We start from the raw sequence: 24,433 nt of genomic DNA, 5'->3' as shown, positions 1-24,433 counted from the left end.
GGCCAGCTCACGCTAATGGCCGAACTGCTCCTTGCGCGTGCGCAGGGCGCGCGCGGTGGCGTTGGCATCGAGACCGGCCAGCCACTGTTGCGGGTCCTGCAAGCGCCCGTCGCGGATCACCTCGAAATGCAGATGCGGCCCCGTCGCCAGGCCGGTGGCGCCCACGGTGCCGATGGCCTGCCCCGCCGTGACGGCCATGCCGGTCGTGAGCGTGACCCGGTCGAGATGGGCATACAGCGACTCGACGCCGCCGCCATGGTCGATGCGCACGGCCTTGCCGAGGCGCGCATCTTCGCTGACGCTGGCGATGCCGTCGGCCGCCGCATGCACGGGCGTGCCGCGCCTGGCGCCCAGATCGATGCCGCGATGGCCCCGCGGCGTCAGCTGGCGCACCACGCCAAAGAAGCCGGTCACACGCATGATATCGAGGGGATTGCGCCAGAGCGCTGGCGCCGTCGCCGGCGCAGCGCGCATGGTTGCCGGTGCGGCTGCCACGGCCCACGCCAATGCCGGCTGCAGCGCCAGGCTGGCCGCGCCGATCACGCACAGCAGCAGCGCCGTCAGCACCCGCAGGGCCGCAGGTGGGCGTGTCTGCCCGTCACGCATGCGCAGCAGGCGCTCGGCCATGCTGCCGCCGCCGAAAGCCAGCCCCGGCAGCGGCTGCGCCTGCAATCCCAGCTGCCGGACCAGGGCCGCCGCATATTGCTGGCGCTGGCGCGCGGGGCGGCCGGCCAGAACCTGGCGGTCGCAACCGAGCTCTTGCGCCCAAGCCAGCTGGCCGGCCAGCCAGCGCGCGGCCGGATTGAACCACAGCAGCGCCTGCAGCAGATTGGCCAGCAGCAAGAGCACGGGGTCGCGCCGGCGGGCATGGGTCAGCTCATGGGCGATCACCAGTTGCCGCTGTTCCGGCGTAAATTGCGCCAGATGCGCCGGTAACAGCAAACGCGGCCGCCACACGCCCACCAGCATCGGAGAGATCGGCGCGTCCACTTCCAGCACGTCCATGCCATGCAGGCGGCGGCGCTGCGCCAGCTGCAGCAAGGCGCGCAACATGGCGTGGCCACGCTGCCAGCGCCAGGCTGCGCAAGCGACGCCCAGCAGGTAGATCAGGCCCCAGGCGGACGGCACCAGGGCCAGCCAGGAAGCAGCGGATGGCAGCCCGGCAACCGGCGCAGCCACGGCCATCGGCGCGTCGGGCGCCGCGCTGGCCAGGAACACGGGCACGCTTAGCTCGGGCACCACGCTCAGCTGGCGCGTGTCGGGCAGCAGCGGCAGCACAAACACGGCGGCCAGCACCAGCTGAGCGCCCAGCCACACGCTGCGCTGAGCCGCCAGCGCGGGCCAGCGCCGTTGCGCCAGGCTCAGCAATGCCCACAGCAGCGGGCCCGTCACGAGACAGACGGCGCTGGCCTGCAACAGCGTGAGAGAAAACAGCAGCATCGCTTATTCCTTTCCCTCGAGCGGCCAGTCCTGCAGCAGCAGCTCCAGCGCCGCCAGCTCCTGCTGGTCCACCAGTTTGCTGCCCGTAAACATACTGACCGGCAAGGGACTGTCGATTTCCATCACGCGCCGGCCAAAGTCGTGGGCGAACGCGGCCAAGGTGGCCACTTTGTCCACGTTCGCTTCATACACGAGCACGCCGTGCACGCTGCGCTGCAGCAGCATGCCCTTGTCCAGCATGCGCTCAAGCGTCTTGCGCGTGGACGAAAAAGACCAGCCCAGCTCTTCTTCCACGCGGGCATGCAATTCGCGCGCGGACAGCGGGTGGTCTTTCCACAAGGCTTTCAATAACGACAGTTCGGTGACGGAGGGCGTGCTCATGGTGCATCCTTTGAGTGACTATTGACACAATTATGCGACAACAGTCACACGCATGCAAGCGGTATTTGCGACAGCTGTCGCATGCACTGGTTGCCCGTGCTAAAACTCGTCCCACTCATCGTCCCCCGGACGCTGTTTGCCGGCTGGAACTTGCGGCGCATGGGGCGCTGCGGGCTTGACGCTCAGGCGGGCAGGCGCGCGCGCCGCCTTGGGCGGCACGGGACGGCGCACGGCAGGCCGGGGTGCCGGCGCCGCGATGGCGTCCACCTGCGCCGTCCTGAACACGCTCACCGCATCGGCCAGCCGCGCCGCCTGCTCCTGCATGGCTTCCGCAGCCGCGGCGGCCTCTTCCACCAATGAAGCGTTTTGCTGGGTCACATGATCCATTTCGCTGATCGCCTGGTTGACTTGCTCGATGCCGGCCCGCTGCTCATCGCTGGCAGACGAGATATGCCCGACGATGCTGCTGACCTTGTGCACGCTGTCGACGATCTCGTGCATGGTGTGGCCCGCCTCGTCGACCAGGCGCGCGCCGCTCTCCACCTGCGCCACCGAGTCGTTGATCAGGGCCTTGATTTCCTTCGCTGCGCCGGCTGATCTTTGGGCCAGGTTGCGCACTTCCGTGGCGACGACGGCAAAGCCGCGCCCCTGCTCGCCCGCCCGGGCCGCCTCGACGGCCGCGTTCAGGGCCAGGATATTCGTCTGGAAGGCGATGCCGTCGATCACGGCGATGATGTCGACGATCTTGCGCGACGAGTCGTTGATCGAACCCATGGTGTCGACCACCTGCGCCACCACGCTGCCGCCCTTGCCCGCCACGGCGGAAGCCGACGCGGCCAGGCCGTTGGCTTCATGGGCATTCTGCGCATTCTGCTGTACCGTGCTGGTCAGTTCTTCCATCGACGAGGCCGTCTCTTCCAGCGAACTGGCCTGCTGTTCCGTGCGCGCCGACAGGTCGAGGTTGCCCGAAGCGATCTGGCGCGAGGCCGTGGCGATGGCCTGCGTGCCGCCGCGCACCTCGGTGACGATGCGCAGCAGGCTGGCCGTCATGTCCTTCAATGCCTGCATCAGTTCACCCGTCTCGTCCTTCGAGCGCACTTCCACCTGTACCGTCAGATCGCCCTGCGCCACCTGCCTGGCCACGTCGATGGCCGAACGCAGCGGCACGCTGATGTTGCGCGCCAGCCACCAGGCGATCAGGGCGGCCAGGATCAGCGCCGCCGCGCCGCCGCCCAGCAAGGTCCAGTGCGTGCGCGCCTGCAAGGCCGCCGCCGCTTCCGAGCGCTGCGCCAGCAACGCCGTTTCCGCCTGGCCGATCTCGCCCAGCAATGCGCGCATGGCATCCATGCCCTGCTTGCCCCGGCCCTCCTTTTCCAGCGCCAGCACGGGCTCGATGGCCGCCGTGCCCTGCGCCACGGCGCGCCGCAGGGCGATCACGGGTTCGAGCGCGCCGGCCAGCCAGGCTTGCTTGGCGGCATCGAGCTTCGCCAGGCGCTCCTGCTGGGCAGGATTGTCGCTGGTCAGGGCGCGCGCCTTGTCCAGGTGCGCGCCGAACGCGGCCTGCCCCGCCTTGTACGGTTCCAGCGAGGCCTCCGCACCCGTGATCACATAGCCGCGCTGCCCCGTTTCCATATTGATCAGGCTTTCCAGGATCGCGCTGTTTTCAGCGAGTACCTGGTAAGTGTGGGTATTGATGGCATTGGCGTCGGCCAGCCGCGAGACGTTCAATGTGGCGACGGTGACCAGGGCGGCCAGCAACAGGACGATGGTGGCAAAACCGCCATACAGGCGGGTGGCGATGCGAAGATCGGCAATACGCATGATAGTCCTCCGGGAGTGAACACCCCGGCGGCGCGGCGAGTCCCGCGCATGGAGTGCTACAGGCAATAATAATGAAAAACGGTATGCAAAGGCGCACCGTGGCCATGTATTTCTTTTACCTGTGGCATTGCATACTTTAAACAAACTCGGCGGTTTTTTGCCATGCTGTTATACTTCGCGTGTGCGGCACATATGACCAGTCCCCTTGCCGCTGTCTTTCGACCCCTAATCTGATTGCCTGCGACTGGCGCCTCACGATGGCGACAGGCCGATCTCACAATAAAGTTACCATGTCCTTTTCCTCCCTCGGATTGTCCGACGCTATCGTACGTGCCGTTACCGAACACGGCTACACCGTGCCGACCCCGATCCAGTCGCAGGCGATTCCCGCCGTGCTCGCTGGCGGCGACTTGCTGGCCGGTGCACAAACCGGTACCGGCAAGACGGCCGGCTTTACCCTGCCCGTGCTGCACCGCCTGTCGACCGACACGAATGGCGCTGCCATCACCAGCAACACCTCGACGCGCCCGATCCGCGCCCTGATCCTGGCACCGACGCGCGAACTCGCCGCGCAGGTCGAGGAAAGCGTGCGCGCCTACAGCAAGTACACCAAGCTGAACTCCACCGTGATCTTCGGCGGCGTCGGCATCAACCCGCAAATCAAGCAGCTCAAGCATGGCGTCGACATCCTCGTCGCCACGCCGGGCCGTTTGCTCGACCACATGGGCCAGGGCACCGTCGACCTGTCGAAGGTGGAAATCCTGATCCTGGACGAAGCCGACCGCATGCTGGACATGGGCTTCATCCGCGACATCAAGAAAGTGCTGGCCGTGCTGCCGCCGAAACGCCAGAACCTGCTGTTCTCGGCCACGTTCTCGGAAGAGATCAAGGCCCTGGCCGACGGCTTGCTGAACAAGCCGGCCATGATCGAAGTGGCGCGCCGCAATTCGACCGTGGAAGTGATCAAGCAAAAGATCCATCCCGTCGACCGCGACAAGAAGCACCCGATGCTGTCCTACCTGATCAAGTCGAACAACTGGACGCAAGTGCTGGTCTTTACGCGCACCAAGCATGGCGCGAATAAACTGGTCGAGCAGCTGGGCGCGGACGGCATCGGCGCCCTGGCCATCCACGGCAACAAGAGCCAGTCGGCACGCACGCGCGCCCTGTCGGAATTTAAAGATGGCACCCTGCAAGTGCTGGTCGCCACCGACATCGCCGCGCGCGGCATCGACATCGACCAGTTGCCGCACGTCGTCAACTACGACTTGCCGAACATTCCGGAAGACTATGTGCACCGTATCGGCCGCACGGGCCGTGCCGGCGCCAAGGGCGAAGCCGTGTCGCTGGTCTGCGTGGACGAGCACGAAATGTTGAAAGACATCGAAAAGCTGATCAAGCAAACCCTGCCGCGCGAAGTCATCCCGGGCTTCGAGCCGGACCTGAACGCCCGCGCCCAGCCTGTGCAATTGCGCAGCGGCACCGGCGGCCACCGCAACAACAGCCGCGCGCCAGCCGGCGCCGTGGTGCGCGTGAAAACGGGCGGCAGCGGCGCCAAGCCACGCAGCGCCGGCCCATCGGGCGGCGGTGGCGGCGGCAACCGTTCGGGCAATGCGCCGCGTTCGGCGGCCTCCCACCGCTCCGGCGGCCGCGGCCGCTAAAACGCGGCCTGAAAGCTACTGCGCGGGGCGCTATTGCGTTTGCGTTGCTCGCCGTACTCCAGTACGGCTGCGCTACTCGACGCAATATCACTCCCGCTCGCTACGCTTTCAGACCCCGCTTATCTTTCTTGAGATGCGCTCCCCAACCTGGTTGGCGGGCGCATTTTTCATGCACGCCACTGATTGGCAATTTGGGCTAGGATAGTATCCATCTTCCTCACCTGCGTGCCGCCATGCCGAACTTCGCTGCCAACCTCAGCATGATGTTTACCGAACTGCCTTTCCTCGACCGCTTTGCCGCCGCCAGGGAAGCGGGCTTCGATGCCGTCGAGTTTCTGTTTCCCTACGCCGTCGAGGCGCGGCAGATCGCCATGCGGCTGGAACGCCACCATCTGCAGCTGGCCGTGTTCAACTTTCCGCCCGGCGACTGGGAGCACGGCGAACGGGGCATCGCCTGCGATCCGCGCCGAGGCGAGGAATTCCGCACGAATGTGCAGCTGGCGCTCGACTATGCGCTGGCGCTGGGGGCGAAGCAGCTGCACTGCATGTCCGGCATCGTGCCGCCCGGCATGAGCCTGGAGCGTGCGCGGCAAAGCCTGATCGGCAACCTGCAATTTGCGGCCGACGCCTGCCGTCCGCACGGCATCAACGTGCTGATCGAGCCGATCAACCGATTTGACATGCCCGGTTACTTTCTGAACCATAGTCAGCAGGCGGCCGACGTCATCGCCGACTGCCAGCGCAGCAATATCTTCCTGCAGTACGACATTTATCACATGCAGCGCATGGAGGGCGAGCTGAGCAACACTATCCGCGCCCTGCTGCCCCTGATCCGCCACATCCAGATCGCCGACACGCCGGGCCGCCACGAACCGGGTACGGGCGAGATCAATTACCGCCACCTGTTCAAGCTGCTCGACCAGGTCGGCTACGTGGGCTGGGTCGGCTGCGAATACCGTCCCGCCAGCGACACCGTGGCCGGACTGGGCTGGCGCGAACAATTGACCACCACCACGGGCACAACAGGCGCCTGATCGCAGCGCGCTTGCGCCCGCACAAGGCGGGCAACGCAGGCCGGCACGACAATACCTATCCATACAGTATTTCCTGTCGAGAGGTGACGTGTCCGCCCTGCCCGCCCGCCATCGCCGCGCCCTTTGCCATAACCTGTACCTGAGCCTCTTCCTGGCCGTCGCGCTGTGCGGCTGCGCCAGTGCGCGCACCGACCTGGCGCAAGTGCGCGCCCTGGCCGCCGGCACCGATGCCTTGACGGCCTTCGGCGAACTGTCGCAGCGCCACGTGGACAGCTACCAGCGCGCCCGCCCCTATCTGTCGCCCGCCGAAGACGCGCGCGAACGCCTGCTCGATGCGCAGCGCCGCGCCGCACAAGCGGACGTCGCGCGCCTGGCGCAGGCCGTGCGCCTGTATCTGCAGGCGCTGGGCCGGCTGGCGAATGCCGATGCGTACGACGTGCAGCCGGAACTGGCCGGCGCCGGCGCCGCCATCCGCGCCTGGCCCGGCAGCGGCATCGACGACCGCCATGTCAGCGCCTACACCCTGTTGCTGCAGCAACTGTCGCGCCTGGGCGGCGCGGCCAGCCAGCAGGCGCACCTGGCGCAAGTGCTGCACGACGGCGACGCGCCGCTGCAAGCCCTGCTGGCAGCGCTCGACAGCTTGCTGGCGCTGTACGACAAAAGCGGCGACAACGAGCGCGACATGGTGCTCGGCTTGCTCGACGTGGAAATCGCGTTTGCCGACACGCCGCAGCAGCGCCTGCTGGCCGTGCTGGCGAAAACCATGCAGCAAAGTAAAACCGAAGAATACCGGCTGCTTGGCTTGCGCCACACGCTGGCGCGCCGGCAACTGGCGGCACTGGCGCGCGACCACGCACAGCTGGCCGCCGCCCTCACCACCACGGAGGCAAGATGGACGGATCGGTAGGCAGGAGCAGCGGCAGCGAACGCCGCGAAGCGGCTCTCAGCAGCGCCATGCGCGTCGAGCAACTGGCCGACAGCCTGTCGCAGGCGGCCGTCACCTTGCACGGCGCCGTCATGCGCACCATCCGCAAGCGCGCCAGCCAGGGAGAAAACGGCATCAGCCACAGCCAGGCACAAGCCGTCTTCGCCCTGGAAGTAGCCTTGCGCCAGCAAGCCAACCAGCTGTATGCCGATGCCGCCGGGCATACGGTAATGGGCCTGGAAACGGCGCAGCGCCAGCTCAGCGGCCTGCTCGACACGGTGCGCCTGCGCATCGCCCGCAACGACGATGTGCGGCACTGGATCAGCCTGTCGACGAGTTTGTTACATCTGGGCAGTGCCGTCCTGGCCGGCAATCCCGAGCGCATCCTCAGCACGCTGGGCAAGGTGCGTGAGCGGCTGCAAGAGATGGCGCCGGACTGATTGAAATCGGCCGGCGAGCGCCTATACTGGGACGTCCCCGCCTGGCAATCGTGCCTGCGGGGCGATTGCCAGAGGAGACCAACATGCGTATCGAACCGTATTTGCAATTCAATGGAAACTGCGCGCAAGCGCTGGAATACTACCGGCAGCACCTGCATGGCACAGACCTGTGCCTGATGCCGTATCGCGGCACGCCGATGCAGGAGCAAGTCAAGGAAGACTGGTATGACAAGATCATGCACGGCTCCGTGCAGCTGGGTCCCACCATGCTGATGGGCTCGGACGGCGGCTGCGACGAGGGCGCCAAGGGCATGAGCGGCAGCTCGATCTGCCTGACCGTCGACACGCCGGAGGAGGCGGAACTGGCCTTCGCCGCGCTGGCGCGTGACGGCGCCATCCAGATGCCCATGGAAGAAACGTTTTGGGCCAAACGCTTCGGCATGCTGAAAGACCAGTTCGGCGTGGCCTGGATGGTCAACTGCCTGAAAGAGCCAGCATAGAACGGCCCGCGCCTGCCTGCGCCGCGTCAAACGCGGCGCGGGTAGTAGCGCAAGCAGAAGCGCCCATCCTGGACTACCATAGAGGAGAGACTCCTATCGGGGACAGCCATGAATGGATTGCCGCAAGACCAGCTACAGCGCCTGCAAGGCGTGCTGGAGCAACGCAAGCTGGCGTTGCTGGAACAGATAGAGAACGAAGCGGCCGAAGCGGACGCGCGCGCCTCGCTGCTCAATGAAATCGAAGCCTCGCCGGCCGACAACGCCAGCGTGCGCACCTTGAACGCCCTCGTCAGCGAAGCGGCCGAGCACAATCAGGCGCAACTGGCCATCATCAAGCACGCGCTGGCCAAGTTTGCCGACGGCAGCTACGGCCTGTGCGACAACTGCGGCGAAGCCATCGGCCTGTCGCGCCTGAACGCCCGCCCCGAAGCGCGCCTGTGCATCGATTGCCAGACGCGGCTGGAAAAGGCCCGGCGCGCCATACCATGACCCTAGCTTAACGGCGGCACGACAACAAAGGGCAAGGCATCGCTGCCCTGCCCCCCTGTTTTCCGACGTGACGACCATGCTGCCTGCCGTCCTCCGCCAGCGTCTATGCGCCGGCTGGGTGGACGGGTCTCCTCTACTGCCATTGCCTCTATGCAAGCTGTACGCTTGCTTAACTCATGTGCTGTCCGCCATTGATGGCGATGTTTGCCCCCGTGACGAATGCCGCCTCGTCGGACGCCAGGTAAGCGACCAGGGCCGCCACCTCGTCCGGCTCGCCCAGGCGGCCCAGGGGGATTTGCGGCAGGATCTTCGTTTCCAGGATATCGGCCGGCACGGCCGTCACCATCTGCGTGCGCAGGTAGCCGGGCGACACGGTGTTGACGGTGATGCCGTGGCGCGCCACTTCCAGCGCCAGCGCCTTGCTGAAGCCATGCACACCGGCCTTGGCGGCCGCGTAGTTGCACTGGCCAAACGCGCCCTTCTGGCCATTGACGGACGAGATATTGATGATGCGTCCCCATTTCTTTTCCAGCATGGGTTCCAGCACCTGCTTGCTCATGTTGAACAGGCTGTCGAGATTGGTCCGCATCACCTCGGACCAGTGCGGCAACTCCATCTTGCGCATGCTCTGGTCGCGCGTGATGCCGGCGTTATTGACCAGCACATCGATGCGGCCGAACTGCGCCAGCACCTTGCCGACGGCTTCGTTGCAGGCAGCAAAGTCCGTCACGTCAAGGGCCAGCGGGTGAAAATAATACTGCTGCGCCTGCTGCTCGTCGAGCCAGCTTTCCACCCGCGTGTTGCCCGGCGTATGCGCCGCCACGACGGCAAAGCCCGCCGCATGCAGGCGCCGGCACAAGGCCGTGCCCAGGCCGCCCATGCCGCCCGTGACCAGCGCTACCTTTTGTTCCTTCATGACTGTCTCTCCCCGCTTGTTATGGTTGTTCTGCGTGGCATCAAGTGTAGGAGCAGTTTTTATTGCCAGCCTTGCGCCAGATCAAGTGCCCAGCCTGATGCAGTCGTGCGCGGCCGGCGCCCCGGACTGTGCCAGAATGGCCCCTACTGCACAGCGAGAGGACAGGCCATGACGTACAAGACCGTATTGCTCCACATCGACGACAGCGCCGGGCGCGCCGCCCGCATCGAAGCGGCGGCCAGCATCGCCCAGGCGTGCGGCGGCCACCTGACGGGCGTGGCGCTGACGGGCGTGTCGCGCCTGCTGTACCAGCACCAGCCCGACCTCGATGCCGATCCGAACCTGAGCTTGCATCTGAATTTCCTGCGCGACCGCGCCACGCGCGCCCTCGACGGTTTCGAGCAACAGGTGCGCGCGGCAGGCGTCGCCTCGTTCGAACAGCGCGTCGTCGACGACGAAGCGGCGGGCGGCATCAGCCTGCTGGCCCGCTATGCGGACCTGGTCGTCATCAGCCAATACAATGCCAAGGATAAATCGCCGTCCGTGATGCGCGACTTTCCCGCCTATGTGCTGCTGCATTCGGGCCGGCCCGTGCTGATCGTGCCGTATGCGCCGCCGCTGCCCCTGCTGGCGCCGCCGGCAGCGGCGCGCAATGTGCTCATTTCCTGGAACGCCAGCAAGGAAGCAAGCCGCGCCGTGACCGCCGCCCTGCCCCTGCTGCAGCGGGCCGGGCAAGTCCACGTGGCCATCTTCGACGCCCAGGTGCATGCGGCCGAGCACGGCGAACAGCCGGGCGCGGAACTGGTGCACTACCTGGCGCGCCACGGCGTGGAAGCGCGGCTGCATTTGCTCGATGGGGGTGGCGTGCGGCGCGGCGATATCGGCGAAGCGCTGCTGTCGCAGGCCGCCGACCTGTCGGCCGACCTGCTGGTGATGGGAGCGTATGGCCATTCGCGCCTGCGCGAAACCATCCTCGGTGGCGTCACGCGCACGATTCTGCAGAGCATGACGATCCCCGTGCTGATGGCGCACTAGGCCGTTGGAAAGACGGCAGGGCTAGCCGCCCTGCCAGGGCTGGCTGCGGATCTTTGCCACCTGGCGCTGCGCCAGCCACTGCCACAGCTGCAGCGCGTCGTCCTGCGGCAGGGCCGACATGTGGCGCGGACTGGCCAGGGCGATTTCGCAATCGCGGTCCGACCATTCCTCGAAAGTGACTTCGCCTCCGCTAGCGACTTCGACCTGATACATCAAGCCATCGTCGTAGCCAAAGCGCAACAAGACGGCGGCCGGGCTGCCATCCGGCGTGACGGCGCCGCCGCGGTACACCTCGGCCAGCGCATCGGCCAGCTGTGCCGGTGAGGGCGCGCAGATGTCGCGCCCATCGGCCCGTGTCAGAATGAACCATGCCTGTGTCATGACGCGCCCTCCTATCCATACTCGTTAGCATGCGAGGCAAGTACTACGGGCAGTCACCTTGGTCCAGTGTCACTTCGGGCGCGCGGAAACTATCCCTGTCGGCATTGTTTACCAATAATTACTCATACTAACAAGGATCATACCTAAATTTCGTGCAGCGCGGAATTTATGCATATGGCACCACAGAGGCGTTGATTCACGCCACCAGCACGGGAATGCTGAGCGGATCGAAGTCATGCCAGTCGCCATTGGCGATCGTGCCTTCCGCTTCCTCGATATGCTCGGCGCCCAGCCGGTGCAGTGTCTCGAGCGCCCGTTCGCGCTCTTCGAGGCCGCCCAGCGCCACGGCGATCAGCATGCCCGGATGGCGCGGCTGGCGGTGGTTTTCGCCATGTTTCTCGGGCTCGCCCGCCTCCTTCATCTTGTTGAAACTGTAGAGTGAGCCCACATGGGCGCCCACCAGCGCGCCCACCACCGGCCCCAGCGGCCCCGTCGCCAGGGTGGTGGCCGCGCCGATGCCGGCACCGACGGCGGCACCGACGGCCACGCCCTCGACCACGCCTTCCGGCGTCTCCTTGGCGCCCGGCGAGACGTCGCGGTCGCCGCCGAGCGCATGCAAATCATGCTGGCCCGGCTGGTTGACAAAGAAGGCGCTGATGCGGCTGTCAGGAAAGCCCGCCTGGTTCAGGGCGGCGCGCGCGGCGTCTATCTGCTCCTGCAACTGAAAATGACCTGCGATGATGCGTGACATGATACGGCCCTCCTGGTCGGCTGCGGGCGCCCCGTGCGCCACTCCGATAGCGTGCGCCGGACAACGCCAAGATACCGTTCGCTTGCGCACACAGCCCAGAAATCCTCAGACCGGTGCCCCATATGGGCTGCGGATATCGGCCAGGAATTGCTGTGCGCGCACATGCTGCGGCCGCGCAAAGAACTCCTCGGGCGCGGCCCGTTCCAGCACTTGCCCGTGGTCCATGAACCAGACGCGGTCCGCCACTTCGCGCGCGAAACCCATCTCGTGCGTCACGCACACCATCGTCATGCCGCCGTGGGCCAGGTCGCGCATCACGTGCAGCACCTCGCCCACCATTTCCGGGTCCAGCGCGCTGGTCGGCTCGTCGAACAGCATCAGCGGCGGCTGCATGGCCAGCGCGCGGGCAATCGCCACCCGCTGCTGCTGCCCGCCCGACAAGGCCGCCGGCATGGCGCGCGCCTTGTGCGCCAGCCCCACCCGCTCCAGCAGGGCCAGCGCGCGCTCCTCGGCTTCGCGCCGGGTGAGGCCGCGCAAGCGCTGCGGCGCCAGCGCGCAATTGTCCAGCACGGATAAATGGGGAAACAGGTTGAATTGCTGGAACACAAAACCGATATGCGAGCGGAAGGCATTCACGTCCAGCCCCGGCGCGTGGATATCCTGGCCCGCCACCGCGATGCGCCCTGAGGCGATCGGCTCCAGGCGGTTGATGGTGCGGATCAGGGTCGACTTGCCGGAGCCGGACGGCCCGCACACGACCAGCACCTGGCCCTTGGCCACGTGTTCATTGATCTCGCGCAAGGCGTGATAATCGCCATAGTATTTGTTGACGTTGTCAAAGGTAATCATGCTGCCGCTTTCAGGAAACGCGCCTGGCGCCGCTCGAGCCAGAAGGCGGCGCGCGACAGGCTGAAACACAAGACAAAATACGTCATGCCCAGCAGGAAATACACTTGCACGGGCTTGGTCAGCACGAGGCCGTTCACTTGCGACGCGATGAACGATACCTCGGCCAGGCCGATGATGTACCCGAGCGAGGTTTCCTTGATGGTCGAGACGAACTGGTTGACCAGCGAGGGCAGCATGTGGCGCAGCGCCTGCGGCAGCACCACCGAGCGCATGCTGTCCAGATAGTTCAAGCCCAGCGAGCGGGCCGCCTCCACCTGCCCGCGCGGCACGGCTTGCACGCCGGCGCGCACAATCTCCGCCAGATAAATGCCGTCGAAGATGACGAGGGCGGCCAGCATGGTACCGAACTGCCCGCTTTCATGTCCCGTGATGCTGGGCAGGAAGAAATACGCCCAGAAAATCACCAGCAGCAAGGGGATGCCCCGCACCACGTGGATCAGTAAGGCGACGGGCCAGCGCAGCAGGCGCCAGGGACTCAGGCGCGCCAGCCCCAGCAGCAGGCCGAAGGGCAGGCTCAGCACCAGCGCCAGGCTGGCCAGCACGACCGTCAGCGCCAGGCCGCCCAGCGGCCCCTCGGGATAGCGTCCCACGAGGAAATACAGCCAGTAATCATGGAGGAGTTCCAGCATCAGGACACCTTCTTTTGCAGCAAGGCCGCCAGGCCGGCGATCAGCAGCGAGACGGCCAGGTAGGCCGCGCTGGCGAAGACGAAGGCATCGACGCTGCGGAACGAGGCCGCTTCCACGCGCTGCGTCTGGTACATCAGCTCGGCCACGCCGATGACGGTGGCGATGCTGGTGTTTTGCCACAGGGTCAGGGTTTGCGACAGCAGCGGCGGCGCGGCCAGCCGCAGCGCCTGCGGCACGATGCACAGGCGCATGGTGGCAAGAAAACTGAAACCCAGCGCCCGGCCCGCCTCGAATTGCTGGGCGGGTATGGCGCGGATGCCGCTGCGGATGTCTTCCGCCATGTAGGCGGCCGTATATAAAGTCAGGGCCGTGACGGCGCTGACGGCTTCGATATTGCCGGCATACAAACGCTCCTTCCACGCATCGGGCAGCAATTCGGGCGCGCCGAAATACCAGAACAGGAAGTGGGCCAGCAAGGGCACGTTGCGGATCAGCTCGACATACGCGGCGCCCAGGCCATTGAGCAGGCGCGACGGGGCCAGCCGCAGCATGGCCACGCCGCAGGCCAGCGGCAAAGACAAGAGCAAGGTAATGCCCATCAGTTGCAAGGACAGCAGCAAGCCGGAAACGAGCCAGTCGCGGTAGTCGCCGGACAGCAAAAAGGTCAGATCAAACATGCGGCAGCGTCAACCGGGGTTCAGGCGTCAATCTTGTCCGATTCAATCTTGAAGGTCCGTTTTTGAAATTTCACATTGCTCGTCGGGCCATACCATTTGAAGAACAGTTTTTCCGCCTCGCCCGATTTTTCCAGTCCGCGCAGCATCTGGTCGACGGCTGTTTTCACGCCCGTCTCGCCCTTGCGGATGCCGAAGGCAAACACTTCCTGGCTGATGTTTTGCGGCAGCACAATATAGTCTTTTTGCGCGGCGCCCAGCTTGGCGTAATTGTTCAGCAGGGAGACTTCATCGTCGACATAGCCAACGCCCTTACCTTGCTGCAAGCCCAGATAAGCCTGGCCCGCCGTCTCGAACGTCACCACGTCCACGCCGGGCACGGCCTTGCGGATATTCGGTTCCTGCGTGCCGCCCTTGACGGTCAGCACTTTCTTGCCGGCCAAGCCAGCGACCGTCGTAATATGGCTGCTTTTTTTCACCAGCACGCGCTGGCCCGTGTAAAACGTGGACAGCGAAAAATCGACGAGCGCTTCGCGTTCCTTGTTGTGCGTCAAGGACGCCGTCAGGATATCGATGCGGCCCTGCTGCAGTTCGGGAATGCGGGCGGCCACGGCCAGCTGCTTGATCACGGGCTTGACGCCCAGGCCCTGGGCGATGGCGCGGCACAGGTCCACTTCATAGCCGACCAGCTGGCGCGACTTGGCGTCGATGAAACTGTTCGGCTCGTCCGTGCCCAGGGTACCGCAGACCAGTTCGCCCTTCGCCTTGATGGCGGCCAGCTGGTCCGCTTGCGCCACTTGCGTGAAAGCGATGGAAGTGAAAAGAAGCGCTGCGAAATGAAGGCGGGTCTGCATGGGATTCCTCTGGTGGATAACGAATGCCGCCATTAGACCGCAACGTTATTATTTCCAAAAAGGAATCTTTTCAGCCTTGCTTATGAGTAAATCATGTAAGGCGCTGCCGCCTACCAGTGGGGCGCGTAATTGGGAAACGGCGAGGCCATGTGTTCGGCTTCCACGGGCGGCGCCATCCAGTCGCGCGGATCGACCTTGTAGTACTGCAAGAATTGCGCGTACAGTTCTTCGTGGTGCTCGGCCATCTGGTATGGCTTTTCAAAGAAGGTTTCCGTCGCCACGGCAAAGAATTCGGCGGGATTCGTGGCGCCGTAGTGGTCCATCACGCTGTGCTGCTGATAGATGGCATCGTGGCGCAGGTTGTCGAAGTCGCGCGACAACACGGTGGCCCAGCTGCGGTAGCTCGACACGCTGGGCAGGTAGGGCGCGCCATTAGCGGCGCCCGATTCGCTGTCGAGCTGGTGGGCGAATTCATGCAGCACGACGTTGTGGCCATCGGTCCAGTCGGCCGCACCGCGCTGCACGTGGTCCCAGGCCAGCACCACGCGGCCATCGCCCCAGGATTCGCCCAATAAACCATTGGCCGATGGCGTGACGACGCCGCCCGGCCCCACTTCATCGCGCGTAACGATGAATTCCGTGGGATACACGAGGATGGTGTCGAGTTCCGGATACACCTGGGTCTGGCGATTGAGCAGCAGCAAACACGCCTGGCCGGCAATCGTGTAACGCATCTCGTCCGTGATCTCCAGGCCGCCGCAACCGACGAATTTCTTCTGGTACAGGAATTGCACGACCAGACGGCGCAACTGCTGCTGCAGCGGGGCCGGCATGCGCGGATACACGGGGATATTCTTTTCCAACACGGCCAGGCCTTCGGGCGGCAAGGGCCTGGACAGGGCCCGCTTCAAGCGCCAGCGGGGGAACCATAATGAAAAGACGATGGCGGCCGTGACGAGGGCGATCCATAGCAGCGGGTTCATGCGGCGGCCCGTTTCAGGCAGCGCAATGGCGGGAACGATAACAGGGCGGCGTAGGCAGACAAGGACAAGCTCCTTCAAGTGAACCCGCGCGTTGCGGGCAGCAGTCCAGCCCACATGGGGTTGATTAATATCTTTTCAATCCGCCCAGCTCAAAGGGCTTGCCCCAACGCCAAAAGCCGGGTTGTCACCCGGCTTTCGACATGTGTCTGATCATACGAACCACAAACCACGCCTGCCGGCCGTCAAGCGGCCTGCCAGGCGCAAGGTTTATTCAGCCGATTTTTGCTGTGGCGCGCCAAACAGGGCGGCGACCAGCGGATCGCGCGTCACGGGACCGCGGTTGACGCGGATGGCGTAATGCGTGTCATCGGCCAGGATGTGGAAGTGGCGGCCGCTGCCGGCCATGCTTTGCTCGCGCAAGCCGGGACGGTCCTTGCGCGGTGGCGCGCCTTCGCGTTTCGGCTGGACGATGGCGGCCAGGAAGGCGCGCACGCGCTCGGGATCCGGCGTCAGCTGGTACACTGCCTTGCCCAGGTAGGTGGCGGTGCCTTCGATGTAGCGGGCCAGTTCGATCACGCCCGCTTCACGCAGGTCGCGGATGTATTTGCGGGCGCCCGATGGCGAAAACTTGAGGAACCAGGCGATTTCGTCAGCCAGCATCTCGTGCAGCGACAATTCGCCGATCAGTTTTTGCATGTTTTCGATGCGGCGCAGGGTGGCCGACGTCGAGCGCACGCGCTCGATCGGTGCCATGGAAATAGGATTCATGCGTTCCGGGGGGATAGGTGCTGCGCGTTCGACCATTTGCGAGCCTTTTTCGGGGCTACGAAGTTCCTGGTGCGCTGCCTTTAATTCGCTCTTCACGTGAGACTGAGTCATTGCATGCATTTGAATACTCCTTTTAAACGATTGCCGGTAGCCCGGATTGTTAAGTTCTTGGCAATTTTTATACCAGAACACCACGAATCCTGAGCGTCTGGGCACAGAATGCCATCCTGCTCCGCACTGGTCTGTGCGTTAACGAACATTAGAAGCAAGAAAGTGAAAAATATTGCCTTGCTGAATTATTTCTCTTGAGGCATCTATAAAAGACATTTAAACCGCTGTGCCTCGATGCGCGCACAAAGTGAAATAGCGAACAGAAGCGTCGGCATTCTTGCAATAAATTCAAGCTTCGCGCGCGGCACCCGCCGTCCGCATCGCGCCAATCTTGATACTTTGCAAAGGAACCATCATGAACATGCCTACTCTGCTGGCCGCCGCCGCCCTGATCACCTTGTCCGCCTGCAAAAAACCGGCCGAAGCACCGCTGCCTGAAACGGCGCCCAACCCTGCTTCCGCCCCACAAGTGATGCCCCCTCCCGTCACGCCAGCCGCGCCGGAAACGGGCCCGGGCAGCACGACGCCGCCTGCCCCGCTGACCGATCCGGCCACCGCGCCGGCCCTGCCGCCCGCCACGGCGCCGAAATAAGGCCCGCCAAAGGCGACCGATCAGGCGCACCTGCGGCGCCGCCCCTACTCCACGGGGGAGTTACGCGTTGCCAGCCTGTTTGCAACGCGTTTTTTTACGATTGGAGTCGGCCGCGCCCTGAAGGTTCACCGGCATGCGGCACCGCAAGCCGGCACCGGACCAGCCAATCAAAATGCGGCAATCCGCACAGTCTTTCCCTTCGCCGTGCGGAAAGACGGAATCTCGTCATTTCCCATTTTCAATAGATTCAAATTAAACCTTTATAAACAATCACTTGCAATAAACGCCAAAATGCGCTCCACTGGCACGGAAGATGCTTTTATATTTTCATAACCGCCACCAGAGCGGCAGCCTTACCCAATATAAAAACCATCTACCTTTTTTTGGAGACAACAGCATGGCACGCACCTTCCGCATCTCGTCCTTCCTCAACACCAAGGCACTGGCCGTGGCCGTCGCACTGGCCGCGCAATTCCCGCTGGCCGTCCATGCGGCCGACCTGGTCCGTCTGGGCAACCTGAAATTCGCCCATTACGGCGCCGTCGCCTACATGAAGGAAATCGCGCCGAAGTACGACCTGAAAATTGAAGAACGCATCTTCGCCAAGGGCCTCGACATCGTGCCGGCCATGATCGCCGGCGAAATCGACGTGTCCGCCAGCGCGCTGGAAGCGGCCATCACGGGCCGCGCCACGGGCTTGCCCGTGTACCTGGTGGGCGGCTTCGCCAAAGGCGGCGTGCAGATCGTCGGGCGTCCCGACCTGAACATCAAGGATATTGCTGGCCTGAAAGGCAAGAAAGTCGGCGTCACGCGCGGCGGCCCGCAGGAAATCCTGCTGTTTGCCGAATTGACCAAGGCCAAGCTGACCTGGTCCGACAAGCCGGGCAAGGACGTGCAGATCCTGTACATGGGCTACCCTGACCTGAACCAGGCGCTGCTGACCAAGGATATCGACGTCATGAGCCAGTCCGAACCGTACTCGACGCAGGCGATCCACAAGAAATACGGCGCGGCCATCATCAAACCGTATGACACGCCGCTGGGCGAGCCCGTGCGCGCCCTCGTGATGACGGAAAAGATGTACAAGGAAAAGCCGGCCGTGGCCCAGCGCTTCATGGATTGCTTCGTCGCCGCCACGCGGGCGTTTTTGGCCGACCCGAAACTGGCGGAAAAATACGTGCGCGAATCGATGTTCAAGAATCAGATCACGACCGAGGATTACCGCGATGCCATCGACAACGCCATCTTCACGGAAGACATCACGCAAAGCCACGTGCAGCTGACCACCGACTACATGGTGAAATTCGGCGTGGGCCGCATGGCCAAGGCGCCTGCCGCCAAGGATTGGGTCAAGCTGGACCTGCTGGAAAAAGCCAAGAAGTCCTATGTCCCACGCTAACCACGGCCACGCTAATCTGAAAGTATCACAATGAATATGCAAATGATGAAACGCTTCGCGCACGGCGCCGCCGTGCCCGCTGCTGCATTGCTTCTTTGGCAAGCCATGTCGACCTTCGGTTGGATCAACCCGCAAATCCTGCCCTCGCCCGTGGCCGTGCTGGTGAAGTGGTATGAATACCTGATGCCGATGCAAGCGTACACGCCCGAAGCGGGCAACTACCTGGTGTGGATGTTCTCCGGCGAATTGCCGCACGACGCCTGGGCCAGCCTGTCGCGCGTGCTGGGCGGCTTCGCCATCGGCGCCGGCCTGGCCTTGCCGCTTGGCTTGCTGATGGGTACCAACAAGACAATCTATAAACTGTTCGACCCGCTAGTGCAGGTGCTGCGCCCGATTCCGCCGATCGCCTACATTCCGCTGGCCATTTTGTGGTTCGGCCTGGGCAACCCGCCCGCCTTCTTCCTGATCAGCATCGGTTCCTTCTTCCCCGTGCTGATGAATACCATCGCCGGCGTACGCCAGGTCGACGGCATTTATATTCGCGCCGCGCGCAACCTGGGCGCCAGCCAGATGACCATGTTCCGCCGCGTCATCCTGCCGGCCGCCACGCCGTATATCCTGGCCGGCGCGCGCATCGGCATGGGCACGGCCTTCATCGTCGTGATCGTGGCCGAAATGATCGCCGTCAATAGCGGCCTCGGTTTCCGCATCCTCGAAGCGCGCGAGTATTTCTGGTCTGACAAGATTATCGCCGGCATGTTTACCATCGGCCTGTTCGGCCTGGCCATCGACATGGCAATGAATGCCCTGAATAATCATTTGCTGCAGTGGCACCGCGGCCTGGAACACTGAGAGGAACGGCCATGACCACGATCAATATCAATGCAGTCAATAAAATCTTCACCACGGGCGGCGCGGACGTCATCGCCCTGAAGGACATCAACCTGGAAATCGCCAGCGGCGAGTTCATCTGCCTGCTGGGGCCGTCCGGCTGCGGCAAGTCGACCTTGCTCAACGCCATCGCCGGTTTTTCGCAGCCGACGTCGGGCCAGATCCTGGCCGGCGGCAAGCTGATCACCGAGCCCGGTCCCGACCGCGGCATGGTGTTCCAGGAATACGCGCTGTTCCCATGGATGACGATTGAAAGCAATATCGCTTTCGGCCTGGAAATCGCCGGCAAGACGCCAGCCGAGATCAAGGAACGGGTCGACATGTTGCTGAGTATGCTGGGCTTGACGGAATTCCGTACCCGCTACCCGAAAGACTTGTCCGGCGGCATGCGCCAGCGCGTGGCGATTGCCCGCGTGCTGGCCCTCGATTCGCCGATCATGCTAATGGATGAACCGTTCGGCGCGCTGGACGCCTTGACGCGGCGCAACCTGCAAGATGAGTTGCTGAAAATCTGGAAAGTCTTCGGCACCACCATCGTGTTTGTGACGCACTCGATCGAGGAATCGATCTACCTGGCCGACCGCACCATCGTCATGACCTACCGTCCCGGCACCATCAAGCGCGACGTGGCCATCGACCTGCCCCGCCCGCGCGACCCGAGCGACCCCGAGTTCAACCGCCTGAAACGCATGCTGGGCGAGATGGTGATGGAAGAGCAACAAAGGCATCATAATGCGGAGACGATGGCCAGCACCGCAGATTAGTGGTGTCTGACCAAACCTACTGCGCGTCGGTATAGGCGGCCTGCGATGCTCACCGTACTAGAAGTACGGTTGCGCTTCTCGGCCACCTCTCCCTTCCGCTCGCTACGGTTTTGTCAGGCACCGCAAGTTTGCATGTCAGACATTACTTTGGATTCGCCCATTCGGGTGAATCCCACCGTACACTACAATTCCTTCTTTGCGGTACACGCAAGCTTAACCAAATAGACGGAGCACCATGGCATTCGGCAAATGGACCCTGAGACCCGCGCTCGGCCCCCTGCTGGCCGTGGGCTCGCTGGTCGTGCTGACGTGGGCCTCGTATGCCTGGGTCAGGCAGCGCCAGCTCGATGAATTGCACCGCACGCTAGATTCGCGCGCGGAACTGTATGCGGCGTCCATCGGCGGCGCCCTGAACAAATACGAATTCCTGCCCCTGGCCGTGGCCCAGAGCGATGCCGTGGCGCAATTGCTGGAGCAGCCCAGCGCCGATAAAGTCACGCAGATCAATGCCTACCTGGTCGACATGAACCGCCGCGCCGGTGCCTTTGCCGTCTACGTGCTCGACGACAAGGGCACGACCCTGGCTTCGAGCAACTGGCAAGACCGCAGCTCCTACGTGGGCGTCAACTACGGCTTCCGTCCGTATTTCAAGAACGCCATTGCGGGCGGCATCGGCCGCTTCTACGGCATCGGCTTTTCCACCTTCGAAGCCGGCTACTTCATTTCGCAGCCCGTGCAGCGCGACGGACGCATCATCGGCATCGTCGCCGCCAAGGTCAACCTGGACTGGATCGAGCAATCGTGGCGCACGCCGGGCGCGGGCGAACAGATCTGGGTCAAGGATGCGAATGGCGTGATCATCCTGGCCACCACCCCCGCCTTCAAGTTCAAGACCCTGGCGCCTTTGTCGCCGGCCGCCAAGAAAGACATCAGCGAACAGCGCCAGTTCCTGCAAGAAAATCTGCCCATCCTGCCGCACAAGGTGCAGCGCCAGTTCGCCGATGGCGCCAGCGTGATGACGTTGGAACGCCCGCAGACGAATGACTCCCCCGCCCTGTCCGGCAGTGCCGACAAGGTGAGCTATCTGGCCGTGAACCGCGCGCTGGGCCCGCTGCAATGGCAAATTACCGTGCTGGCCGAACTCGACCAGGTCGATGAGGCGGCGCGCAACACGGCCATCGCCGCCGCGCTGGGCTGGGCCTTGCTGCTGCTGGCCCTGATGTATGCGCGCCAGCGCCGGCGCCGCATCGCCGACAAGCTCAATGCGCAGCAGACGCTGGCCCGTGCCTATGAACAGCTGGAAATCAAGGTCGAGCAGCGCACGGCCGACCTCGTGCACGCGAACGGCCGCCTGCAGGCGGAAGTGGCCGAGCGCGAGCGGGCCGAGCAAACCTTGCGCTACGCCCAGGCGGAACTGGTACAAAGCGGCAAGCTGGCGGCCATCGGCCAGATGGCGGCCGGCGTCACGCACGAGCTGAACCAGCCGCTGGCCGCCCTGCAGACGTTTTCCGACAATGCCAAGGTCTTTTTGGCACGCGGCCAGATCGACGACGCGCTCGACAACCTGTCGACCATTTCCGACCTCGTCAAGCGCCTCGGCTACGTGACCTCGCAATTGAAAGGCTTTGCGCGGCGCAGCGACGATGCGCGCAAGCCCGTCAGCGTGCGCCAGGCGTTTGCGCAAACCATGCTGCAAATCCGCACGCGCAAGGGCTCGCAGCGCCTGACCCTGCATGAAAGCTGGCTTGAGGACGACATCATCGTGCTGTGCAACGCCATCGGCCTGGAACAGGTATTTACCAACCTGATCACGAACGCCATGGATGCCGTGCCGGAAGGCGAGCCCGTGCAAATCTGGTTCCAGGTACGGCGCGAAGGCGGCCTCGCCGTGTTGCATATCACCGATAATGGCCCCGGCATCCCGCTGGCCTCGCTCGACAAGATCTTCGATCCCTTCTATACCACCAAGGAACACGGGCTGGGCTTGGGATTGTCGATCAGCGCTGGCATACTGCGCGCGGCCGGCAGCGCCCTGGCCGTGCGCAACCGCAGCGCGCAGGAAGGGGGCGGCGCACAATTTACCATCACCCTGAGCTGTGCCCCGGGGGAGAATAAGATAGAGACGAAGGAATAGGGAATGCACGAGAATAATTTTGAAGGCATGCAAGTGCTGCTGGTGGAAGACGACGCCGTCGTGCGCAAGGGCGCCCGGCAATCGCTGGAACTGGCGGGACTGCAAGTGACGGCCGTTGCCACGGCCGAGGAAGCGCTGCCTTACCTGGTGCCAGAATTTGCCGGCATTTTATTGAGCGATATCAAGCTGCCCGGCATGGATGGCTTGAAACTGCTCGATATCGCCGTGGCACAGGATGCCAGCCTGCCCGTGATCCTCGTCACGGGCCATGGCGACGTGTCGATGGCCGTGGGCGCCATGCGCCGTGGCGCCTACGATTTCATCGAAAAACCGTTTTCCGCCGACTTGCTGGTGGAAGTGTGCCGCCGCGCCCTGGATAAACGCCACCTGGTGCTGGAAAACATGAACTTGCGCCGTCAGCTCGAGCAGCGCGTCGGCATCGAGGCGCGCATCGTGGGCCGCAGCGCGGCCATGGCCAAGGTGCGCCAGCTGGTGCTGAACCTGGCGCCGAAGTCGGCCGACATCATCATCCTCGGCGAAACGGGCACCGGCAAGGAACTGATCGCGCGTTGCCTGCACGACTTCAGCGAGCGGCGCGACCACCCCTTCGTGGCGATCAACTGCGGCGCCCTGCCCGAGTCGATCTTCGAATCGGAACTGTTCGGCCACGAGGAAGGCGCGTTTACGGGGGCGCAGCGCCAGCGCATCGGCAAGATCGAGTACGCGAACGGCGGCACCCTGTTCCTCGATGAAATCGAAAGCATGCCGCTGGCCCTGCAAGTGAAACTGCTGCGCGTGCTGCAGGAGCGGCAAGTCGAGCGTCTCGGTTCCAACAAATTGATATCCGTCAATTTCCGCGTCATCGCCGCCGCCAAGGAAGACTTGAATGTGCTGGCCGAGCAGGGGAAATTCCGGCCCGACCTGTATTACCGGCTGAACGTGGCCAGCCTCACGCTGCCCGCGCTGCGCAACCGGCGCGAGGATATCCCCCTGCTGTTCGAATTTTTCGTGCTGCAGGCGGCCCTGCGCTATGGCCAGCCGGCCGCGCTCGTCAGCGGCGAACTGATCGCATCCCTGATGGCGCAGCGCTGGGCCGGCAATGTGCGCGAACTGCACAACGTGGCCGACCGCTTCGTGCTGGGCCTGCTCGACGACACCCTGAGTCCCGCCGGCTGCCGCGAGGCGTCGCTGGCGGAACAGGTGGACACCTTCGAGATTTCCATCATCGAGGAAGCCTTGCGCCGACACAATGGCAACGTCATCGACGCGGCCGCCGCGCTGAATATCCCGAAGAAAACCCTGTACGACAAGCTCAAGCGATTTGATATCTCGACGGAGCAGTTCCGCTAAGGCCTGCGCCACGGCCAGCCATCCCCCCACATCGGGTGGCGGCGGATTCCTACTTACGGGCCAGCCCGCGCGTGGCAGAATCGGTACTCCACTTCATCCGAAGGAGTTCCCATGAAACCATCCGCATTCATGCTCGCGGCCATGCTGCTGGGCAGCGCAGCCGTCCTGGCGCAGGCGCAATCGACCGGCAATAGCAATACCACGTCGAATAACACGGGCAATACCGACACGGCGACACAGCAAAATCCGCAAGTGAACCAGAATGACAAGGCCAAGCCGCGCAAGCACGACAAGAAGCAGGCGAAGAAATCGGAAAAATCGCGCAACCATGACACGACGGGGCAATCGACCAGCGGCACGAATTCGGGTGGCGGCGCCCCTGACAGCGCCGGCCAGTCCGCAGCTAACGCCACGCGCAGCGGCACGCAAGACATGAATGGCAATACGGGTGGCACGGTTCCCCCGGGCACGACAGGTACCACAGGCAATACGGGCACGCCGGGCAACGCTGGCACCACCGGCAATACTGGCAATACTGGCAACACCGGCGTGGTGCCGCCGCGCCCGCCGGGCCGCTAAGCGCGGGCAGCCCGCCCCGGCC

Annotated in this window: 26 protein-coding genes; 14 read left to right on the top strand and 12 right to left on the bottom strand. The window is 64.0% G+C overall.

Features of this window, described 5'->3' with window-relative positions; translation table 11 throughout:
• Positions 1-12: 12 nt before the first annotated feature.
• The 3 genes from AC3RCG_RS09870 to AC3RCG_RS09860 form a co-directional block, all read right to left on the bottom strand.
• Positions 13-1,440, bottom strand: a complete 1,428-nt coding sequence (locus tag AC3RCG_RS09870; RefSeq protein ID WP_492404410.1) for a M56 family metallopeptidase — start codon at positions 1,438-1,440, stop codon at positions 13-15.
• A 3-nt stretch (positions 1,441-1,443) separates the two neighbouring features.
• A complete protein-coding gene (locus AC3RCG_RS09865) occupies positions 1,444-1,821 on the bottom strand; it encodes a BlaI/MecI/CopY family transcriptional regulator (protein ID WP_099409880.1) in 378 nt (125 codons plus the stop codon).
• 99 nt (positions 1,822-1,920) lie between these two features.
• Positions 1,921-3,642 carry a methyl-accepting chemotaxis protein gene (locus AC3RCG_RS09860; RefSeq protein ID WP_492404407.1) on the bottom strand — a complete coding sequence of 574 codons (1,722 nt, stop codon included), beginning with the start codon at positions 3,640-3,642 and terminating at the stop codon, positions 1,921-1,923.
• Positions 3,643-3,932: 290 nt separating this feature from the next.
• Here AC3RCG_RS09860 and AC3RCG_RS09855 point away from each other — a divergent pair, with 290 nt between their 5' ends.
• From AC3RCG_RS09855 to AC3RCG_RS09830, 6 genes are all read left to right on the top strand, one after another.
• Positions 3,933-5,303: a DEAD/DEAH box helicase gene (locus AC3RCG_RS09855; protein ID WP_070291324.1), complete on the top strand. Its 1,371-nt coding sequence runs from the start codon at positions 3,933-3,935 to the stop codon at positions 5,301-5,303.
• Between the two features lie 233 nt (positions 5,304-5,536).
• Positions 5,537-6,337, top strand: coding sequence for a 2-oxo-tetronate isomerase (gene otnI, locus AC3RCG_RS09850; protein ID WP_121668923.1), 801 nt, complete (start codon positions 5,537-5,539; stop codon positions 6,335-6,337).
• 88 nt (positions 6,338-6,425) lie between these two features.
• A complete protein-coding gene (locus tag AC3RCG_RS09845) occupies positions 6,426-7,244 on the top strand; it encodes a hypothetical protein (RefSeq protein WP_409026838.1) in 819 nt (272 codons plus the stop codon).
• On the top strand, positions 7,229-7,702 hold the full coding sequence (locus AC3RCG_RS09840; RefSeq protein WP_492404404.1) for a hypothetical protein: 474 nt from the start codon (positions 7,229-7,231) through the stop codon (positions 7,700-7,702). Before AC3RCG_RS09845 ends, AC3RCG_RS09840 begins: the two co-directional genes overlap by 16 nt.
• Before the next feature lie 83 nt (positions 7,703-7,785).
• Positions 7,786-8,202, top strand: a complete 417-nt coding sequence (locus AC3RCG_RS09835) for a VOC family protein (RefSeq protein ID WP_492404402.1) — start codon at positions 7,786-7,788, stop codon at positions 8,200-8,202.
• Positions 8,203-8,310: 108 nt separating this feature from the next.
• The gene (locus AC3RCG_RS09830; RefSeq protein ID WP_070291327.1) at positions 8,311-8,691 is read left to right on the top strand and encodes a TraR/DksA family transcriptional regulator; all 381 of its coding nucleotides are present in this window, start codon (positions 8,311-8,313) and stop codon (positions 8,689-8,691) included.
• Positions 8,692-8,860: 169 nt separating this feature from the next.
• On the opposite strand, the gene phbB is transcribed toward AC3RCG_RS09830, so the two are convergent.
• Entirely contained in the window at positions 8,861-9,607 is a 747-nt protein-coding gene (phbB, locus tag AC3RCG_RS09825) for an acetoacetyl-CoA reductase (RefSeq protein WP_492404400.1), read from the bottom strand.
• 168 nt (positions 9,608-9,775) lie between these two features.
• On the opposite strand from phbB, the gene AC3RCG_RS09820 reads away from it, so the two are divergent.
• Positions 9,776-10,642 carry a universal stress protein gene (locus tag AC3RCG_RS09820; protein ID WP_121668921.1) on the top strand — a complete coding sequence of 289 codons (867 nt, stop codon included), beginning with the start codon at positions 9,776-9,778 and terminating at the stop codon, positions 10,640-10,642.
• 21 nt (positions 10,643-10,663) lie between these two features.
• On the opposite strand, the gene AC3RCG_RS09815 is transcribed toward AC3RCG_RS09820, so the two are convergent.
• The 8 genes from AC3RCG_RS09815 to AC3RCG_RS09780 all read right to left on the bottom strand — a co-directional run bounded on the left by AC3RCG_RS09815 (position 10,664) and on the right by AC3RCG_RS09780 (position 16,591).
• On the bottom strand, positions 10,664-11,023 hold the full coding sequence (locus AC3RCG_RS09815; RefSeq protein WP_070224943.1) for a hypothetical protein: 360 nt from the start codon (positions 11,021-11,023) through the stop codon (positions 10,664-10,666).
• A 196-nt stretch (positions 11,024-11,219) separates the two neighbouring features.
• Complete coding sequence (locus AC3RCG_RS09810) at positions 11,220-11,774, bottom strand: glycine zipper domain-containing protein (RefSeq protein ID WP_070224942.1); 555 nt, start codon at positions 11,772-11,774, stop codon at positions 11,220-11,222.
• A 105-nt stretch (positions 11,775-11,879) separates the two neighbouring features.
• Positions 11,880-12,623: an amino acid ABC transporter ATP-binding protein gene (locus tag AC3RCG_RS09805; protein WP_492404397.1), complete on the bottom strand. Its 744-nt coding sequence runs from the start codon at positions 12,621-12,623 to the stop codon at positions 11,880-11,882.
• Complete coding sequence (locus tag AC3RCG_RS09800; protein ID WP_492404395.1) at positions 12,620-13,312, bottom strand: amino acid ABC transporter permease; 693 nt, start codon at positions 13,310-13,312, stop codon at positions 12,620-12,622. The genes AC3RCG_RS09805 and AC3RCG_RS09800 overlap by 4 nt, the downstream gene beginning before the upstream one ends.
• Positions 13,312-13,989, bottom strand: coding sequence for an amino acid ABC transporter permease (locus tag AC3RCG_RS09795; RefSeq protein WP_492404393.1), 678 nt, complete (start codon positions 13,987-13,989; stop codon positions 13,312-13,314). The genes AC3RCG_RS09800 and AC3RCG_RS09795 overlap by 1 nt, the downstream gene beginning before the upstream one ends.
• 20 nt (positions 13,990-14,009) lie before the next feature.
• Positions 14,010-14,840: a transporter substrate-binding domain-containing protein gene (locus AC3RCG_RS09790; RefSeq protein WP_492404391.1), complete on the bottom strand. Its 831-nt coding sequence runs from the start codon at positions 14,838-14,840 to the stop codon at positions 14,010-14,012.
• 110 nt (positions 14,841-14,950) lie between these two features.
• Positions 14,951-15,823 carry a M90 family metallopeptidase gene (locus tag AC3RCG_RS09785; protein ID WP_070224937.1) on the bottom strand — a complete coding sequence of 291 codons (873 nt, stop codon included), beginning with the start codon at positions 15,821-15,823 and terminating at the stop codon, positions 14,951-14,953.
• Between the two features lie 267 nt (positions 15,824-16,090).
• Positions 16,091-16,591, bottom strand: a complete 501-nt coding sequence (locus AC3RCG_RS09780) for a winged helix-turn-helix domain-containing protein (RefSeq protein WP_223278908.1) — start codon at positions 16,589-16,591, stop codon at positions 16,091-16,093.
• A gap of 466 nt (positions 16,592-17,057) precedes the next feature.
• On the opposite strand from AC3RCG_RS09780, the gene AC3RCG_RS09775 reads away from it, so the two are divergent.
• The 7 genes from AC3RCG_RS09775 to AC3RCG_RS09745 all read left to right on the top strand — a co-directional run bounded on the left by AC3RCG_RS09775 (position 17,058) and on the right by AC3RCG_RS09745 (position 24,411).
• Positions 17,058-17,294 (top strand): hypothetical protein, encoded by a 237-nt coding sequence (locus AC3RCG_RS09775; protein WP_070224936.1) that lies wholly within the window; start codon positions 17,058-17,060, stop codon positions 17,292-17,294.
• A 397-nt stretch (positions 17,295-17,691) separates the two neighbouring features.
• Positions 17,692-18,693, top strand: coding sequence for an ABC transporter substrate-binding protein (locus tag AC3RCG_RS09770; RefSeq protein ID WP_070224935.1), 1,002 nt, complete (start codon positions 17,692-17,694; stop codon positions 18,691-18,693).
• A gap of 30 nt (positions 18,694-18,723) precedes the next feature.
• Positions 18,724-19,545, top strand: a complete 822-nt coding sequence (locus tag AC3RCG_RS09765) for an ABC transporter permease (protein ID WP_070224934.1) — start codon at positions 18,724-18,726, stop codon at positions 19,543-19,545.
• A gap of 11 nt (positions 19,546-19,556) precedes the next feature.
• On the top strand, positions 19,557-20,348 hold the full coding sequence (locus tag AC3RCG_RS09760) for an ABC transporter ATP-binding protein (protein WP_307780313.1): 792 nt from the start codon (positions 19,557-19,559) through the stop codon (positions 20,346-20,348).
• 235 nt (positions 20,349-20,583) lie between these two features.
• Complete coding sequence (locus tag AC3RCG_RS09755) at positions 20,584-22,482, top strand: sensor histidine kinase (RefSeq protein WP_492404386.1); 1,899 nt, start codon at positions 20,584-20,586, stop codon at positions 22,480-22,482.
• A gap of 3 nt (positions 22,483-22,485) precedes the next feature.
• Entirely contained in the window at positions 22,486-23,832 is a 1,347-nt protein-coding gene (locus AC3RCG_RS09750; RefSeq protein WP_070224931.1) for a sigma-54-dependent transcriptional regulator, read from the top strand.
• Positions 23,833-23,943: 111 nt separating this feature from the next.
• Positions 23,944-24,411, top strand: coding sequence for a hypothetical protein (locus AC3RCG_RS09745; RefSeq protein WP_492404384.1), 468 nt, complete (start codon positions 23,944-23,946; stop codon positions 24,409-24,411).
• Positions 24,412-24,433 lie beyond the last annotated feature (22 nt).

The sequence above is a fragment of the Janthinobacterium sp. GW823-FHT01H08 genome (genome assembly GCF_058797855.1).
The sequence above is the reverse complement of the archived record's forward strand: the minus strand, read 5'-3'. Positions and strand labels throughout refer to the sequence as shown.

What these genes read in the sequence shown, in the direction of transcription:
- AC3RCG_RS09870 (WP_492404410.1), bottom strand. Translation starts at nt 1,440, where the DNA reads ATGCTGCTGTTTTCTCTCACGCTGTTGCAGGCCAGCGCCGTCTGTCTC.
- AC3RCG_RS09865 (WP_099409880.1), bottom strand. Translation starts at nt 1,821, where the DNA reads ATGAGCACGCCCTCCGTCACCGAACTGTCGTTATTGAAAGCCTTGTGG.
- AC3RCG_RS09860 (WP_492404407.1), bottom strand. Translation starts at nt 3,642, where the DNA reads ATGCGTATTGCCGATCTTCGCATCGCCACCCGCCTGTATGGCGGTTTT.
- AC3RCG_RS09855 (WP_070291324.1), top strand. Translation starts at nt 3,933, where the DNA reads ATGTCCTTTTCCTCCCTCGGATTGTCCGACGCTATCGTACGTGCCGTT.
- otnI (WP_121668923.1), top strand. Translation starts at nt 5,537, where the DNA reads ATGCCGAACTTCGCTGCCAACCTCAGCATGATGTTTACCGAACTGCCT.
- AC3RCG_RS09840 (WP_492404404.1), top strand. Translation starts at nt 7,229, where the DNA reads ATGGACGGATCGGTAGGCAGGAGCAGCGGCAGCGAACGCCGCGAAGCG.
- AC3RCG_RS09835 (WP_492404402.1), top strand. Translation starts at nt 7,786, where the DNA reads ATGCGTATCGAACCGTATTTGCAATTCAATGGAAACTGCGCGCAAGCG.
- AC3RCG_RS09830 (WP_070291327.1), top strand. Translation starts at nt 8,311, where the DNA reads ATGAATGGATTGCCGCAAGACCAGCTACAGCGCCTGCAAGGCGTGCTG.
- phbB (WP_492404400.1), bottom strand. Translation starts at nt 9,607, where the DNA reads ATGAAGGAACAAAAGGTAGCGCTGGTCACGGGCGGCATGGGCGGCCTG.
- AC3RCG_RS09820 (WP_121668921.1), top strand. Translation starts at nt 9,776, where the DNA reads ATGACGTACAAGACCGTATTGCTCCACATCGACGACAGCGCCGGGCGC.
- AC3RCG_RS09815 (WP_070224943.1), bottom strand. Translation starts at nt 11,023, where the DNA reads ATGACACAGGCATGGTTCATTCTGACACGGGCCGATGGGCGCGACATC.
- AC3RCG_RS09810 (WP_070224942.1), bottom strand. Translation starts at nt 11,774, where the DNA reads ATGTCACGCATCATCGCAGGTCATTTTCAGTTGCAGGAGCAGATAGAC.
- AC3RCG_RS09805 (WP_492404397.1), bottom strand. Translation starts at nt 12,623, where the DNA reads ATGATTACCTTTGACAACGTCAACAAATACTATGGCGATTATCACGCC.
- AC3RCG_RS09800 (WP_492404395.1), bottom strand. Translation starts at nt 13,312, where the DNA reads ATGCTGGAACTCCTCCATGATTACTGGCTGTATTTCCTCGTGGGACGC.
- AC3RCG_RS09795 (WP_492404393.1), bottom strand. Translation starts at nt 13,989, where the DNA reads ATGTTTGATCTGACCTTTTTGCTGTCCGGCGACTACCGCGACTGGCTC.
- AC3RCG_RS09790 (WP_492404391.1), bottom strand. Translation starts at nt 14,840, where the DNA reads ATGCAGACCCGCCTTCATTTCGCAGCGCTTCTTTTCACTTCCATCGCT.
- AC3RCG_RS09785 (WP_070224937.1), bottom strand. Translation starts at nt 15,823, where the DNA reads ATGAACCCGCTGCTATGGATCGCCCTCGTCACGGCCGCCATCGTCTTT.
- AC3RCG_RS09780 (WP_223278908.1), bottom strand. Translation starts at nt 16,591, where the DNA reads ATGAATCCTATTTCCATGGCACCGATCGAGCGCGTGCGCTCGACGTCG.
- AC3RCG_RS09775 (WP_070224936.1), top strand. Translation starts at nt 17,058, where the DNA reads ATGAACATGCCTACTCTGCTGGCCGCCGCCGCCCTGATCACCTTGTCC.
- AC3RCG_RS09770 (WP_070224935.1), top strand. Translation starts at nt 17,692, where the DNA reads ATGGCACGCACCTTCCGCATCTCGTCCTTCCTCAACACCAAGGCACTG.
- AC3RCG_RS09765 (WP_070224934.1), top strand. Translation starts at nt 18,724, where the DNA reads ATGAATATGCAAATGATGAAACGCTTCGCGCACGGCGCCGCCGTGCCC.
- AC3RCG_RS09760 (WP_307780313.1), top strand. Translation starts at nt 19,557, where the DNA reads ATGACCACGATCAATATCAATGCAGTCAATAAAATCTTCACCACGGGC.
- AC3RCG_RS09755 (WP_492404386.1), top strand. Translation starts at nt 20,584, where the DNA reads ATGGCATTCGGCAAATGGACCCTGAGACCCGCGCTCGGCCCCCTGCTG.
- AC3RCG_RS09750 (WP_070224931.1), top strand. Translation starts at nt 22,486, where the DNA reads ATGCACGAGAATAATTTTGAAGGCATGCAAGTGCTGCTGGTGGAAGAC.
- AC3RCG_RS09745 (WP_492404384.1), top strand. Translation starts at nt 23,944, where the DNA reads ATGAAACCATCCGCATTCATGCTCGCGGCCATGCTGCTGGGCAGCGCA.